Below are 17,692 nucleotides of genomic sequence, written 5' to 3' on the forward strand. Positions count from 1 at the left end.
TTGGAGGCGGAGCAGCACGCGCACGAACCGATCGCCGTCGTGGGGATCGGCTGCCGGTTCCCCGGTGGAGCGCAGAGTCCGGATAGCTACTGGGGCCTGGTGATATCCGGGCGCGCCGCCATCGTCGACGTGCCCCCGGATCGGTGGCCGATCACCGATACGGCGCAGCCGAGCGGGCTGCGCAGGGCCGGTTTGCTCGACGCGTCGATCGACGCGATCGACGCCGAATTCTTCGGAATCGCGCCGCGGGAGGCCGCCGCGATGGATCCGCAACAACGTCTTGTGCTCGAAGTCGCCTGGGAGGCAATGGAAGACGCTGCGATTTCGCCCGGCAGCCTAGCGGCGGCCAGAACCGGCGTCTTCTTAGGCGTCAGCTGGCAGGAGTACCAGCGGACCATCACGCCGGACTGGGTGCGGTCGGTCGATGCGCACACACTCACCGGAACGATGTCGAGCATCGTTGCGGGACGGGTGGCTTATTTGCTCGGCTTGCGCGGTCCCGCCGTTGCTCTCGACACCGCCTGTTCGTCGTCCCTGGTCGCCGTGCATCAAGCGTGTCGCAGCCTGCGTTCGGGGGAGTGCGACGTCGCATTGGCCGGTGGCGTGAATTTGCTGCAGTCCGAACTGACTTCGGCGGCGCTGTCCCGGATGGGCGCGCTGTCAGCCGATGGCCGGTGCCGGCCGTTCGACGCACGAGCGAACGGGTATGTGCGAGGCGAGGGCGCGGGCGTGATTGTGCTCAAGCCGCTTTCGCGGGCGATCGCGGACGGCGATGAAATACGTGCGCTCATCCGAGGCTCGAGCGTGAACCACGATGGCCGTTCGATGGGACTGACCGCGCCGAATCCCGTGGCACAGCGGGAGTTGCTGCGTGAGGCCCTCGCCGACGCGGGTTGCGACGCGGCGCGGATCGGCTATGTCGAGACCCACGGAACAGGAACCCCACTCGGAGATCCGATCGAAATCGAAGCGCTGTCCGAGGTTCTGGGTGCGCCGCGCTCCGACAACTCGATGTGCCTGCTCGGCTCGGTGAAGTCGCAGATCGGACATCTGGAAGCGGCCGCGGGGATCGCGGGATTGATCAAGACCGTACTGCTGTTGCAGCGGGGCCGGATCCCGCGCCAGCACGAATTCGACACGATGAACCCGCGAATCGCGCTCGACGGTACGGCATTGGCGGTGCCGACCCGCGATGTCGAGTGGCCGGAGGCGGACCGGCCGCGGCTGGCCGGTGTGAGTTCGTTCGGGTTCGCCGGGACGAACGCGCACGTGGTACTCGAGGCGGCGGCCGCGGTCGACGAAATTGGCACCACCGCTGAAACGCCTGCGGTGCTTGCTTTTTCGGCCCGGACCGCCACGGCCCTCGAGGCACTCACCGCGCGGTACGGTTCGTTGCTGGCCCGCACGGAGCTGCCGCTCACCGACATCGGCGCCACCGCGACGCTCGGGCGAGCGCACTTCGCGCACCGGCGTGCGATCGTCGCATCGACCTCGGCCGAGGCGGTGCGTGGACTCGCGGCGCCGCAAGGGCGCACCGGTTTGCCCGAAGATCGGCGAAATCCCCGGGTCGCCATGCTGTTCACCGGTCAGGGCTCGCAGTACGCGGGCATGGGGGCTCCGCTGTACCACCGTCACCCGGACTTCCGGGCGGCCGTGGATCGCTGTGACGACATCCTCGGTGTGCTGCCCGGTGGCCTGCGGCTGCGGTCGCTGCTGTTCGAAGTGAGCGACGAGGTGCTGACGCGCACCGAGTACGCCCAGCCGGCATTGTTCGCGTTCGAGTGGTCGTGCGTCGAACTGTGGGCCGCGTGGGGGATTCGCCCGGATGTGGTGCTCGGGCACAGTCTCGGCGAGCTGGTGGCGGCGACGGTGGCTGGAGCTCTCGACCTCGAAGAAGGGTTGCGGCTGGCGGCCGAGCGTGGGCGGCTGATGCAAGCGGTACCGCGGCGGGGCGCGATGGCCGCGGTGTTCGCCGCGGAGGGCGAGTTCACAGATCTGCTCGGTGAACTCGCGTCGAGCCTGTCGGTGGCGGCTGTCAACGGGCGGCGGCAGTTCGTCGTCTCGGGCACGGAGGCCGCCGTACAGCGAGTCCGAGACGTGGCTGCCGAGCGTGCCATCCGTACCGTCTCCTTGCCCGGCACGACAGCGTTCCATTCGCCAGTGCTCGACCCGATTCTCGACGACTTCGAAGCGAAGGTGGCCGAGCTGGTGACAGGGGCGTCCCGGGTCACCTCGATACCACTGGTGTCCAATGTGACCGGAAAATCGATCGAGGCCGCAGCGATGGATGCGGGGTACTGGCGCGAACACGCGCGCGCAACGGTGCGTTTCGCGGAGGGAATACAGGCGGTAGCCGACTTCGGCGTGGACGCGTACCTCGAAGTGGGGCCGCATCCGGTGCTGCTGGACTTCGGGCGACAGGTGGATCCCGAGGCGATGTGGCTGCCGAGCCAGCGGCGCTCCTCGTCCGACGACACGATGATCCTGACGAGCCTCGGCGAGATCTACTGTGCCGGAGCGGATATCAACTGGGCAGCGGTGGTACCGGAGGGGGCGCGGCGACGGAACGGACTGCCGACCTACCCGTTCGAACGGGAGCGGCTGGCGTTGCCGCTGAGTGCCGATGCGTCGACGGACACCGGGTACCTCGCCGAACATCGGTTCCAGGATCGGCCGGTAGTGCCCGCGGCATATCTGGCGTGGGCGGCACTGCGGGCTGCGGGAGCAGACCATGAGCTGGTCGATTTCCTTGTCGCACAGCCGGTTCCGCTGGAGCAGCTCGCGGCGCCGGTGGTCGACGCCACGGGCGATCGGATCGATATCAGGTTCTCCGTCGAAACCGGGAAAGCGGCGGCTGTTTCCGCGTCGGCGGTGCGCGCCGAGCCGCCGCGGCCGGAGAGCATGGACGACCTCGCCGCGGCCGAACGCGGCGACGCGGCGGAATGGGACGTCGACGAGTTCTATCGGAACTGCGCCGAGGCGGGCCTGACGTTCGGCCCCCGTTTTCGCTGGATCAGACAGCTGCGCGCCGGTGGTCATTTCATGCTGGCCGAGCTGTCTCGCCCCGTCGAGCTGGCCGGCGAACCTGAGGCGCTGCTGCCGTGTCTGCTCGACGCCGCCGTGCAAACCGGCCTCGCGTTGGTGACCCGGCAGGGAGATTCCGGCCAATTGCCGGTCGGTATCGGCAGATTGCGCGTCTACCGCACGGACGAGGTCGAGACGGCGTTGGCACTCGCCACCCGCACCGGACGAACGAATCGGGTCCGGGTCTTCGATACCGACGGCGACCTCATCTGCGATATCGAAGATGTGTGGTTCGCGAAGACCGGATTCGGTCGAACGGCGCACGATCGGGCCGTCATGCCCACCCTGATCCATCTCCCGAGCTGGGAGCGAACCATGGTCGAACCCGGTGTGGCCACACCGGATTCGTGGCTGATCATCGGGACCGGTGAGCAGGCCGATCGGCTGGCCGAGGCGCTTCGCGCGGCGGGTCACCCGGCCGTGGCGATCGAGCGGACGGCCGACCGGGCCGCCATCGCGGGGATGCTCGCCGATGGCGGTCGGGCGGTTGTCCATCTCGGTGACGCCGAAGCGGACGACAGCGCGATCACCGCGCGTATCGAAACCGAGCTCGCCCTCGAAGTCGTACAAGCTCTGGCCCGAAACGCGCACTACGGACCGCTGTACCTGGTCACCACCGCTGGCGTCGCGGTAGCGTCGGATGAGCGAGTGCGTCCGGCCGCGGCCGCGCTGTGCGGACTCGGGGCGGTGGTGCGTACCGAACTTCCGGAGTTGCGCTGCCGTTCGATCGATTTGCCGGATCGCGCTCGATCCGATGACCGCCGGCTCGTCGCGGAACTCCTCGCCGCTGCCGCCGATCCCGCGATCGCGCTGCGGGGACGGGATCGTTATTCGCCACGCATGGTGGCGCGCGCCGACGGAGCAGGACTGGACGGTCCTGGCGCCGCGGAGCGCGACAACGGGTTGCATGCGCCGCGTCTCCCGGAGTTCCGCGGCACTACGGAACTTCACAGGACCGCAGCATATTTGATCACCGGCGGGCTCGGTGCGTTGGGTCTGCTCGCGGGCCGCGTACTCGCCGAGGCAGGTGCCGGAACAGTGGTGCTGGCGGGCAGGCATAGTCCGAATGCGCAGGCCACGGCGGTGATCGCGGATATCGCGGCGCTCGGCACGCGGGTCGAAACGGTGCTGGTCGATGTCGCAGATCGAGAGGCGCTGTCTGCCTTGATTTCCCGATTCGGTGGCGAGCTTCCTCGGCTTGCCGGGGTCGTGCACTGTGCCGGGGCGCTGGACGACGCGCTGTTGATCGAGCAGTCGCCCGAGCGGGTGCGCCGGGTATTCGTGGGCAAGGCGCTGGGTGCCTGGAATCTGCACGAGCTCACCGCTGCCCATTCGCTCGACCTTTTCGTGCTGTTCTCCTCGGTCAGCGCCACCGTTGGCATCGCCGGACAAGGGAACTACGCGGCCGCCAACGCCTATCTCGACGCACTCGCCCGAGTCCGGATCGCCAGTGGCCTGCCCGCCCTGAGCATTCAATGGGGGCCGTGGGCAGGCACCGGCATGGCACGCGGCCTGAACGCGGCGGCCCGCCGCGCCTGGGAGCGCCACGGCGTGGCACAGCTCGATGTCGAGGACGGAGCGCGAACCCTGAAGTCGCTGTTGGCCGTTGACGGCGTCGTAGCGGTTTACCCGTCCTCCACCCCGAGCCCGGAGCCCGACGCGACCCAGCCGGCCGAGGCCACCCGACCGATGGCGGCCACGCAAGCCGCGCACCCCCCGATGCCGGACTTCCTGACGGTGGTTCGCGCCCATGCCACCACCGCGCTGGGCCGCAAGACACCGGTCGCCGACCGCACGCCACTGCGCGAGTTCGGCCTGGATTCGATGATGGCAGTGGAACTTCGGAACACCTTGTCCTCCGAACTCGGGGTCCGGCTGCCCGCCACACTGCTCTTCGACCACCCGACTGTTGCCGCCGTCGCGGACGAAATCGCCCGGCTCGCCGCCGAACAGCCCCTGTCACGCGCAACCGCCGCGGCAGTGCACGACCTCGACCGCACCGCGACGTTCGCCGCAGCCGAAGAAGCCGAGTCCGCTACGGCGACGGATGAACCCGAGGACCGCACCACGACCGCGACCCTCGGAGCCGATCGGCGCACCGCCTGTGCGCAGCCGGAACAGGGCGAGCGGCCCGAGGTTGCGGGCCCGCGGGAGCAGGAAGTCGCCGGATCGAGTGAGTACGACGACGCGATCGCGATTATCGGGATGGGATGCCGGTATCCGGGCGGGGTCCGGGCGCCCGGGGACCTATGGCGGCTGATGTCGGAGAAAGTCGACGCCGTGACCGAGGTTCCCGCGGATCGGTGGGATGTCGAGACGTACTTCGATGCGGATCCGGATGCCGAGGGGAAGACATATACCCGGTGGGGCGGGTTCGTCGATGGTATCGAAGAGTTCGATGCCGGGTTTTTCGATATTTCGGTCGGCGAGGCGCGGATGCTCGATCCGCAGCAGCGGTTGTTGCTCGAAACATCCTGGGAAGCACTGGAGCACGCGGGATATCCGGCCGACCGGCTGGCGGGCAGTCGTACCGGAGTGTTCGTCGGTTTGATGTCGACCGACTACGCGGAGCGGATGGCGCGGGCCGACGTGGCGCCGAATGCTTGGTTCGGCACGGGGAATCTGGCGAGTGTCGCTTCGGGGCGGCTGTCGTATTTCTTCGGCGCCAACGGTCCGAGTCTCACCATCGATACCGCGTGTTCCTCGTCGCTGGTGACCGTGCATCTGGCGGTGCAGAGCCTCCGGCGCGGGGAAAGCGATCTGGCGCTGGCGTGCGGTGCGACCGTGGTGCTGACACCCTCGCTCGACATCTACTTCGCGCGGGCGCGCGGGCTGGCCGCGGACGGGCGGTGTAAGAGTTTCGATGCCCGCGCCGACGGTGTGGTGTGGAGCGACGGCGCGGGAACGCTTGTGCTCAAACGATTGTCGGACGCGCGCCGCGATGGCGATCGGGTACTTGCCCTGGTGCGGGGCTCGGCGGTCAATTCCGATGGCCGCAGCCAGGGCTTGAGCGCGCCGAATGGGCCCGCGCAGGAAAAGGTTATCCGGGCGGCGCTGGCGGACGCGACGCTGACGGCGGCGGATATCGACTATGTAGAGACACACGGCACGGGAACGGCGCTCGGCGATCCGATCGAAGTGAACGCGCTCGCCTCGGCGCTGACCGGCGAACGGTTCGGCAGCGCACCGCTATTGATCGGCTCGGTGAAATCGAATATCGGGCACACCCAGGCCGCGGCCGGGATCGCCAACATCATCAAGGTGGTCGAATCCATGCGACACGACCGGATTCCACCGTCCCTGCATTTTCGGTCCGGGAATCCGCACATCGATTGGGACGACATCGATGTGCGGGTCGTCGCCGAAGAACGGGCGTGGCCGCGCTCGTCACGGCCACGCCGGGCGGGGGTGAGCGCGTTCGGTATCAGCGGGACGAATGCGCACGTGGTACTCGAAGAACCCCCTGCTGTTTCGCACGCCGACACTCCCGACGATGCGGGCGAGCACCTGCTGGCCCTGTCCGCGAAGAGTGCGGACGCATTGCGTGGCCTGGCCACTCGATACCTGGATTTCCTGACCGCACGCCCCGACACCGGACTTCGTGACCTCTGCGCCTCGGCGAATACCGGCCGCACGCATTTCGCCGCCCGAGTGGCGATCGTCGTCGACACCGCCGCACAACTGCGCGCGGCCCTCGAGTCGGTGGCGACCGGGAGCAGCGCCGCAGGCACGGTCGCGGACCTGGCCACCGGCTCCGGCGAGTCGGCGGCGACAGCGCGCCGGTACGTCGAAGGAGCCGATATCGATTGGCACACACTGTATTCCGAACGACCATGGCGGCGAATCGAACTGCCGACGTATCCGTTCCAGCGGAAGCGGCATTGGCTCGACCTCGGGGCCTCGCGGCCGGTCGATGACCTCGCGCCCGACGATCGGTCATTCCCGCGGTCGGTCCATGACCGCGCCCCTTCGCGCCAGGTCGACAATCCGACGCGCCCAGGGTCGGTCGATGACGTTGCGCCTGCACCGCCGGTCGGCGGGTTGTCGACCAGGGTGTTGGTGGTCGAGCCGGGGATGTTCAGTGGCCATCGGTTGCACGGTGTGCCAACGGTTCCCGCCGCTTGGGTGGGCGCGCGACTCGCCGGGATCGCGGCTGAACTGCCCGGCGCCGATCGGTGGGAGGTCACCCGGCTGAGGCTGACCTCGCCGCTCGCGGTCCGGTCCGCCGGTGCGGTCGAGGTGCGGATGGAGCCGGCGGCGAGCGGATACGAAGTGCGGTTCCTCAGTGACTCCGGCGGCGGTGAACCAACCACCTTCGCTCGGGCGGCGTTGCGGGCGATCGGCGGCGATGCGAGGTCTGTTCCGTATCGCGGCGGCGACTACGTCGACAGCGCGGAGGCTCTCGCGGTCTGGCCTTCCTACTACGACCGGGTGGCGGAGCTGGGTCTGTGGTTGGGCGAGGACTACCGGTGTGCCGCCGAGTTCCGGCGGATCAGCGCCACCGAATCCGAGACCTCGCTGCGGTCGTTCGCTACGAGCGAGTCGGGTTCGCTCGATCCGGTTCTGCTCGACGCCTGTTTGCACAGCATCGTGTTGACCGCCGATCCGGACGGGCTGTTTCTGCCTGCTTCGATTGATCGAATCACGCTGTCCAGCAGTGCGGTTGCCGTCGGCGACCGTCTCCGCTGCCACGTTCGGGTGACCGATCGCAGCGAGCGAGTGATCACCGGTGACGCGATGCTGATCGACCGTGCCGGACGCACGATCGCGACGATCGGCGGCGCGTGCCTCATCGCGGCCGCGCGTACCGACACCCCACGGGTGAGGCGAACCTCGGGCGTGCACGTGCAGTCCGCTGGTCCTGAGCAGGCGGCAGCCCAGGTCGATCGGCTGCTCCATCATCTCGAGTGGACACCGATCGGTGAACAGTTCTCCACGGGCCAGGACTCGGCAGGTCGATGGCTGGTGTTCAGCGACGGACCGGCGGGGGACGCCGTCGCCGCCGGGCTGTCGGCGCGGAATATCCGGACACGCGTGGTTCGCCCGGAAGATGTTCTCGGCCGAGGGCTGTCGGTCGATCCCGCCGAGGCGAACCTCGAGGAGTTCCTCGCCGGAGCACCGCTGGGTGGCATCGCCTACGCGTGGACCACCGGTTCCGCGGCGGTCCGGGTCGGCACGGTGCTGCGACTCGCTCGCTCGCTGGACGGTGTCGGTCGCGTGCCGTCCACGCTGTGTTTGTTCACCGTGGGTGCGCAACGCGTCTCGAACTCCGACCGCCCCGACCCCGAGCAGGCATTGATGTGGGGGCTGGGGCGCGCCCTCGCCACGGAGCATCCCGAATTCGGTTGTCGGTTGGTCGATCTGGAGGCGGACCGTGCCGTCGACGTGGCGCTGGTCATCGATGGCTTGGTCAGCGGGATCGAAGACCGTGAACTCGCCGTCCGGGATGGCCGGTGGCTCGCCGCCCACCTGGTGGACGGAGTGGTGGATTCGGATGTGGCGGCCAACTACCGCCTGAGGGCCCACCGATCCGGTGATCTCGGCCGACTGCACTGGGATTCGACCGCCCGTCCCGCGCCGGAGACGGGCGAAGTGGAAATCGCGGTCGAAGCCACCGGTCTGAACGCCCGTGACCTATGGCTGGCGCTGGGCACTCACCCGGACGCCCCCGCGCCGCTCGGCTTGGAATGCTCGGGCTATGTCACCGCGCTGGGCGACGGCGTCACCGAATTCCGCGTCGGTGATCGGGTGGTGGCATTGGCGAGTGGCAGTTTCGCGCGCTACGTCACGGTGGACCACCGGCTGGTGGCTCCGCTGCCCGGGGGGATGACGTTCACCGAAGGCGCGAGCATCCCGGCCGCGTTCGTTACCGCGTGGTACGGACTGTTCGAGGTGGCGGGTCTGCGCGCGGGCGAACACGTGCTGGTGCACGCTCCCGCGGACGGAATCGGCATGGCGGCGGTGCGGTTGGCCGCGTGGGCGGGTGCGCACGTGCTCGGCACCCGCGCCCTCGGTCGATGGGCGGCGGGCGTCGGACTCGATATCCCGCAGGTCGACACCTGGCGCATGCACGGCCTCGCCGACCAACTCCACGCGCTCACCGACGGCCGGGGAGCCGATATCGTCCTCAACGCGATCGCCGGTGAGTTCACCACGCGTGCCGCGGAAATCGTCGGCCCGCGAGGCCGATTCATCGACATCGATGATCCAGGTCAGTCTCGGCGAGAGCACGGGGGACCGGCCGGGCACGGCATCGATTACCGAGTGGTCGACCCGGCTTCGGCCGGTCCGGAACGTCTGGGCACGATCTTGCGCACGGTGCTGGAACTGCTCGGCAACGGTACGTTGGCCGCCTGGCAACCGGCGGTGCACGAGGCGGACGACGCGGAGACCGCGTTCAGTGCCTTGTGGCAGCGTCATCACACGAGCCCGATTGTGCTGCGAGGCAAGACCACCCATCAGGCTACCGACGGCGCCCGAACCGTCGTGGGCACCGGCACCTACCTGGTCACGGGGGGATTCGGCGGACTCGGCGCGGCAGCGGCACGGTGGCTCGCCGCACACGGGGCGCGCACGCTGCTGCTGGTCGGCAGGCGCGGACCGGACGACGCGGGTGAACGGCTCATGGCTTCGCTGCGTGCCGACGGCGTTCGCGTGGTGTCCCGTCGAGTCGACGTCGCGCACCGGGAAGCGGTGGCCGAGCTGCTGGCCGAGATCGATGAATCGGGGTTGCCACCGCTGCGTGGCGTTGTCCATTGCGCGGGCGTGCTCGACGACGGTGTCGCCACCGAATTGTCCTGGCCTCGTTTCCAGGCCGTCCTCGGACCGAAATACCTTGCGGCCCGACACCTGGACGAGTTGACACGCGGCATGGAACTGGACCTGTTCATCACCTATTCGTCGGTCGCGGGTTGGCTCGGCACTCCGGGGCAAGCGAACTATGCCGCCGCCAACGCGGCACTGGACGCATTGGCGTGGCGGCGGCGCGCCGACGGGCTGCCCGCGCTGAGCATCGCGTGGGGACCCTTTGCCGATGTCGGGATGGCCGCGGGGCGACCCGAGCTCACGCGGCGACTCGATCGACGGGGGCTGCCGCCGCTGCGTGCGACGGACGCCACCGCGGCGTTGGACCGATTGCTGACGGTCGACAGTCCTTGTCCCGGCGTCTTCGATTTCGCGGCCGATCGTTGGTACCGCGCTTATCCGGGCCGCGGTACAGCCATAGAAGCGAAACGGGAGTCGATGCGAGACACGCAACCTACCGATGCTGATACCACTTCGCGGCAGACGGCGGGGCGGAGTCCTTCGGGAAGCATTGATACGCAGAGCGATACGGCTCCCTGGATAGCGGTTGTGCAGCGAGTCGCGATGCGCGTACTCGATCGGACCACCGAAATCGATCCCGATATGCCGTTGCACGACATCGGTGTCGACTCGCTCACCGGGATGGAGTTGCGCGCCGCGTTGGCAGCTGAGATCGGCGCACCTCTACCCGTCGGACTCGTCTTCGATTATCCGACCGTGCGCGATATCGCGAAGTTGTTGCAGCACAAAGATACTGACTACCAGGTCGATCACTCCAACGGTGCGGGTCAGGCGGACCATTCGGACCGTGCGGATCATCTCGACCGCCCGAAGAGCGAATACCGGCTCAACGACTCCAACGGTGCGGGTCAGCTCGATCATTCGGACCGTGCAGGTCACCCCGAACGCCCGAAGAGCGGTTACCGGGTTGCGAGCGCCGTCCGTCGCGACCGAGACGCCCCTGACGCCGCGCGCATCGGCGAGGAGGACGACGACCCGATCGTTATCGTCGGCATGGCCTGCCGGTTCCCGGGCGGCGTCCGTACCCCGGAGGAGTTCTGGGACATGCTGTGGGCGGGCCGGGACGCGATCACCGAGGTGCCGCCGCAGCGGTGGGACGTCGACGCCTTCTACGACCCGGACCCCGCCGCCCTCGGCACGATGTACACGCGGTGGGGTGGATTCGTCGACGGCGCCGACGAATTCGATCCCGCTTTCTTCGGCATCGGTGCGGCCGAGGCCAGGGCCATGGATCCACAGCAGCGGCTGCTCCTGGAGACGAGCTGGGAGGCGCTGGAGCGGTCCGGACGGGCGCCGGGAAGTTTGGCGGGCAGCCGGACCGGTGTGTTCGTCGGCTTGTGCTTCAGTGAGTACGCCGGAACACCGACACAGGCAACGGATCCGGTCTCGATCGGCGCCTACTCGGTGATCGGTTCGGCGCCGAGCGTCGCAGCCGGGCGGGTGGCCTACGCGCTCGGGTTGCAGGGTCCGGCGGTCACCCTCGACACGGCGTGCTCCTCGTCGCTGGTCGCCGTGCAGTCGGCGTGGGACGGCCTGCGGGCGGGGCGCTGCGATCTGGCACTGGTGGGCGGCGTCAATCTGCAGCTGGCCCCGGAGACCACGATCGGGTTCTGCCGTCTCGCGTCGTTGTCGCCCGACGGCCGTTCGCGGGCATTCGACGCCGATGCCAATGGCTATGTCCGCGCGGACGGTTGCGGTGTCCTGGTGCTGACGCGGCTGTCCGCGGCCCGCAAGCACGGCGACCGGGTGCTCGCGGTTGTTCATGGCATCGGGGTGAATCATGACGGCCGGTCCAATGGGCTCACCGCGCCCAACGGACGGGCCCAGCAGCGGGTCATCCGCGAGGCCTTGGCACAGGCGGGAATTCGACCCGATGAGGTCGACTACGTGGAAGCTCACGGCACCGGCACACCATTGGGTGATCCGATCGAGGCGACGGCGCTTGCCGAGGTCTACGGCGAAAACCGCACCGCGCCATTGCTGATCGGTTCGGTCAAGACCAACATCGGGCACACCGAAGCGGCGGCCGGTGTCGCAGGTGTGATCAAGGCCGTGCTGATGATGCAGCACGCGAAGATCCCGCCGAGCCTGCATTTCCACACGCCGAATCCGCTGATCGACTGGTCGGCGCTGCCGCTGGAGGTCGTGCGGGAGCCCCGGTCATGGCCGGAGACCGGTCATGGCCGCACGGTCGGTATCAGCTCGTTCGGAATGAGCGGTACCAACGCACACCTCATTCTGCGGCAGCCAGCACCGGAATCGGCTCGTACCCCGTCTGATTCGGCGCCGCAGGTACTGGTGCTGTCGGCACGTGACGACGTCGCACTGGTCGAGTCGGCGAAGCGCTGGGCGGACCGGTTGGGTGGGAGCGGTGGCGAGCTAGCCGATTTCGCTTACACCGCCGCGAGCGGGCGCACCCACTTCGAGGAGCGCCTGGCGGTGGTCGCCGAAACGGCGGACGCCGCCGCCGCTCGATTGCGCGCTGCGGCAGCGGATATGCGGTCCGCGGTGCGCGGCCGGGTCGAGCGGACCGCGGCCGCACCGAAGGTCGCACTGCTGTTCACCGGGCAGGGATCGCAATATCCGGGTATGGCCCGGGGGTTGTTCGAGTCCGAACCGGTGTTCCGGCGGGCGCTGCGGCACTGCGATGATGTCCTGGGGCCGATCGCGGACGGTATCGGACTTCTCGATGCCTTGTACGCCGACCGTGGGTCCGCGAAGATCCTCAGCCGGACTGTGTTCACCCAGCCGGTGCTGTTCGCGGTGGAGTGGGCGCTGTGGGAGATGTGGCGCGACTGGGGGATTACGCCCGCCGCGGTGCTCGGCCACAGTGTCGGCGAATATGTTGCCGCGTGCGCGGCAGGCGCGATGCAGGTAGACGATGCGCTGCGGTTGATCGCCTTCCGCGGCAGACTGATGCAGAGCCTGCCGGATGGCGGCGCGATGCTGGCGGTCGAGGCCGATCCGGCGACGATCGCCCGGCTGCTCGAACGCTACGAGCCCGCGGTGGCGATCGCCGGATTCAACAGCCCGGCTCAGATCGTCGTCGCCGGACCGCGCCGCGCACTCGAGCTGCTGCGCGATGATGTGGCAGCAGCGGGAATTCGCGCGAGCGCCCTCGATGTGTCGCATGCGTTCCATTCACCGCTGATGGACCCGATTCTCGACGACCTGGCCGACGCCGCCCGGCGCATCGTGTGGCGGGACCCCGCGATCCCGCTGATCTCGAATGTCACCGGCGCGCCTTTGTGCGCCGGAGAGCTCACCGCAGAGTACTGGGCGACACATGCTCGGCAGCCGGTTCGCTTCGCCGAGGGAATGCGGGCCCTCGCGGAACTCGGTATCGGCGTATTCCTCGAAATAGGGCCGCAGCCGACACTTTCCACGCTGGGCGGTCGTGCGATCGAGAGCACCGCGAGGTTTGTTGCAGCACTGCGTCGCGGCCGCGACGACCGGGAGATGACGGCGAATGCGCTGGCGCAGCTCTATGTCGGCGGGGTGACCATCGATTGGGAACGCGTGCACCGGCCGCACGCACGGCGACGGATACTCGCTCCGACCTACCCTTTCCAGCGGCAGCGCTACTGGGCCGATCAGCCGCAGAGGACGCGGGCGCTCGGCTCGGACGAACACGACGCGACCACACACCGCCCCGGAGATGCCGGTCTTCGATCGACCGCTACCGCGCAGGCAGCAGGAGTGAACACGCCCCTTCCCTACGTCCCGCGTCGTCTCGATTTGCCGGGGGATTCCACGCATTTCGCCCTGACCCTCGCCCCAGCCGCACCGCACTATCTGGCCGATCACGTGGTCGATCGCGAGGTGGTGGTTCCCGCCGCTTGGTTCGTCGCCACGATCGTGGCGACGGCGCGGGAGGTGACCGGCGCCGAGGTCGTCGCGATCGAGGATCTCGTGATCGCCAGCGGTCTGACGATCACGAAGGACCATCCCGTTCAGGTGCGGTTCGCGCCCGATCCCGATGGTCTCGCCGTGGAGGTCGCGAGCCGAACGGCGGACGGCTGGCGCACCCACGCCCGTGCGCAGGTCAGCGCCGCCGCCATCCGAACCGCCGCCGAAGTCACCCTCGCCGATCTGCTGAATCGTTGCGCCGCACGGCAATCCGCCGACGACTTCTATCGGATGCTCGCCGCGGCCGGTCTGCACTACGGTCCCGCGTTCCGGCGCGTCGTCGAGGTCCGGACCGGTGATCGAGAAGCCGTGGTCAGGCTGTCGGATCCCGATACCGATCCCGGCGCCGACATGGTGCATCCTGCCGTGCTCGATGCGGCCTTCCAGGCGACGTATGCCGCGATGGCGCCGCAGACGGGGGAGCGGCACACCTGGGTGCCCCTTGCCATCGATCGGGTGAGCGTTGGAGCCGTGGGTGGGCGAGTCCGATTCGGCCAGGTGCGCGTCCTCGAGCAGACGCCACAGCTGTGTGTCGCCGAGGTTCGACTGCTCGACGAGGAGGGTGCTCCGGTGCTGATCGCGGACGGTCTGCGAGTGATGCGGATGGCCACCGAACGTACGGGCGGCGACGCGGCGCTCCGGGACGTCTACCGGATGGCCTGGCAGGACGCCGGGCCGGTCGCATCCGGCGCCGCGGTGGGCCGCTGGCTCGTCGTCGGCGCCGCGGACGGACCGGGCGACGCTATCGCGGCTCGCCTGCGGGCCTCGGGCGCGCAATGCGCGGTGGCGCGGCCCGGCAGCGGGTTCGGGTTCCGCGCGGACGACGAGTTCGACGTGGACCTCGGGGTTCCGGCGGCGGTGCGGGCCTTGCTCGGTGCGGCAGGGGACGGGCGGACGCCGCTGCGCGGCATCGTCTACACGACACCGGTGGTCGAGACCGATGCCGCGACGCCGGATCGGGCTCAGCAGGCGGTCGTCGGCGCACTGCACCTCGTGCAGGCCGCGGCCCGCACCGGCGAAGCCGCGGTGTGGTTCCTCACCCGCAACGGGCAGCGAGTGGACACGTCCGATCGGGTCGCGCCGGACCAAGCCGCAGTCTGGGGCTTTGCCCGGAGCGCGCAACTAGAGCACCATGAAATCGGCTGCCGGATCATCGATCTCGACGAACAATCGGCAGCGGACGCGGACGCCGTCGTCGCCGAAATACTCGCGACCGCGCCGCACCGGCAACTCGCGCTGCGTGGCGGAAGACGGCTGCTGCCGCGGCTTGTTCCGGCACAGCGACACCGACCCGGACGGGACGATTTCCTCGACGCGGCCACCGCGCAGACGGTGCTGATCACCGGGGGACTGGGCGGAATCGGGCGGGCCTTGGCCCGCTGGCTGGTCGACCGCGGCACGCGCAGCCTGGTCCTGGCCGGTCGGGGCGCACCGGACGCCACGGCGATCCAGCTGATCACCGAGCTCAGGGCACGTGGCGCGCGTGTCGAAGTCCGCGCCCTCGACGTGGCCGACCGTGCCGCGGTCGCGGCCACACTGGACTGGATCGACCGTGAACTCCCACCGCTGGCCGGCGTGGTTCACCTGGCGGGTGTGCTCGATGACGGGGTGATCGCCGAGCAGACCGCGACGCGACTGGGCCGGGTGTTCGCGCCGAAACTGCACGGCGCCTGGCATCTGCACGAGCTGACCGCACCGCGCGCACTGCGGTTCTTCCTGCTGTTCTCCTCGGCGTCGGCGGTGGTCGGCCTGCCCGGCCAATCGAGTTACGGTGCGGCCAACGCGTTCCTGGACGGGTTGGCCGAGCTGCGCCGCGCCGCGGGCCTACCCGCGCTGTCGATCGCCTGGGGCCCTTGGGCCGGAACCGGCATGGTCGACCGGCTCGGCGATGGCGATGTGCGACGCCTGTCCCGCCGTGGCTACCAGCTGCTTTCCGATCGACGTGCGCTCGAAATCCTCTCGCACACCATAGATTCGGACAGTGGTGCGCTCACGGCGCTGCCGCTCGACCTGTCCACCCTGCACCGGTCCGGCGTCGAGCCGCCCGACGTGCTGGCGGGTCTCGCCGGTGGCGACACACTGCCGCCCGGCCCGTCTTCCGTCGCGGTGCAGCGCCCGCCCACCCAGGATCGAACCGATGTCGATACCGAGATGGCGGCACTGGTCCGGCGCTGTGTCGGCCTTGCCCCCGATGCCGACCTCGATCGTCCACTGCACGAACTCGGCCTGGATTCCGTCGCGGCCATCGAGATCCGGGACGAGCTGTCCCGCTCCGTCGGGCATCGCCTGCCCGCCACACTGGCTTTCGAATACCCGACCCCGCGCGCGGTCATCGATTTGCTCGTGCAATTGGGCCCCGCGGGCCGACAGCCGGATTCGCGGCACCGCGACTCGTCCACGGCGAGTTCGCAGGCAGGGCAGGCCCGGGATGCGGTTTCGCGACCACCACAGCGCGACGTTCCCGCGGAGACTTTCGGCCCCGGCGCGCCCGCATCGAACGGTGTCCGGCATGGGGAAGATCGGGCGGCGGGTCTCGCACTCGACGAGAACGGTGCGTATGCGGCCGCGAGGAGTGACGTGGATTCGGAAACGGTTCGGGTAGGCGGTCTCTCGTTCTCCGCGCCGTACCGGCGGGAGCACCCGAGCGATGGCGTCGGGGACATCGCCATCGTGGGTGTGAGCGGCCGGTATCCGGGGGCGGACGGGTTGGACGAGTACTGGCGGGTGCTGCTCGAGGGACGCGACTGCATTACCGAGATTCCGCGGCAGCGGTGGGATCATTCGCGGTACTTCGTCCCCGATCGGCACAACCCGCATACCTCCTACACCAAGTGGGGCGGGTTCCTCGACGATGTCGATTGTTTCGATCCGCTCTTCTTCGCGATCTCGCCGCGCGAGGCGGAGGTGATGGATCCGCAGGAGCGGCTGTTCCTGCAAACTGCCTGGGCCGCTTTGGAAGACGCGGGGCATTCGAGGGCGGATCTGGCGCGGGGCGGGTTGCGTCCCGAGGAGGCCGGGGTGTTCGTCGGCATCATGTGGGGCACGTACCAGATGTTCGGCGCGGAGGAATCGCGGCTGGGACGCGGGACCTTGCCCGCGTCGACCTTCTGGAGCGTCGCCAACCGGGTGTCACACGCGCTCGATTTCCAGGGGCCGAGCATGGCGGTGGACACCGCCTGTTCGTCGTCGCTGACCGCGCTGCACCTGGCCTGCCAGAGTCTTCGGACCGGGGAGTGCCGGTTGGCCGTGGTCGGCGGGGTGAACCTGTCGCTGCACCCGTACAAGTTCGTGGCGTTGAGCCAGGGGCAGTTCGCCTCGACCGACGGGCGCTGCCGTTCCTTCGGGGCGGGCGGCGACGGGTATGTGGCCGGTGAGGGTGTCGGCGCGCTGGTGCTGCGGCCGCTGGCCGACGCCGAGGCCGACGGCGACACCATCCACGCGGTCATCAAGGGCACCGCGGTGAACCATGGGGGCCGGGTGAACGGCTTCACGGTGCCCAATCCGACGGTGCAGGCGGCGGTGATCCGTTCGGCATTGCGCAACGGCGGCGTCGATCCGGAGTCCGTGTCCTACATCGAGGCGCACGGCACCGGGACCGCCCTCGGCGACCCGATCGAAATCGCGGGCCTGACAAAGGTATTCGGTGGTACCGGGCGGGCCGAGCTGCCCATCGGCTCGGTGAAGTCCAACGTCGGGCATCTGGAAGCCGCGGCAGGCGTGGCGGCATTGACCAAGGTGCTGCTCCAACTGCGCCACGAGACCATCGTGCCTTCACTGCACGCGACCCCACCCAACCCGAACATCGACTTCGCCAGCACTTCGTTCCGGATTCCCGATCGACCGCTGCCGTGGCCGTCCGGTGGTCCCGGGCAGC

At 69.0% G+C, this 17,692-nt stretch carries 1 protein-coding gene (running past one end of the window); it reads left to right on the top strand.

Going from position 1 to position 17,692, the window contains the following annotated elements; genetic code table 11:
- Positions 1 to 17,692, top strand: partial view of an SDR family NAD(P)-dependent oxidoreductase gene (locus tag T333_RS22005; RefSeq protein WP_496425676.1) — the 5' portion only. Its footprint extends 3,857 nt past the window's final position; the window shows 17,692 of its 21,549 coding nt (coding positions 1–17,692); the start codon lies at positions 1 to 3; its stop codon lies beyond the right edge, outside the window.

The organism is Nocardia sp. CNS-044, assembly GCF_059570515.1.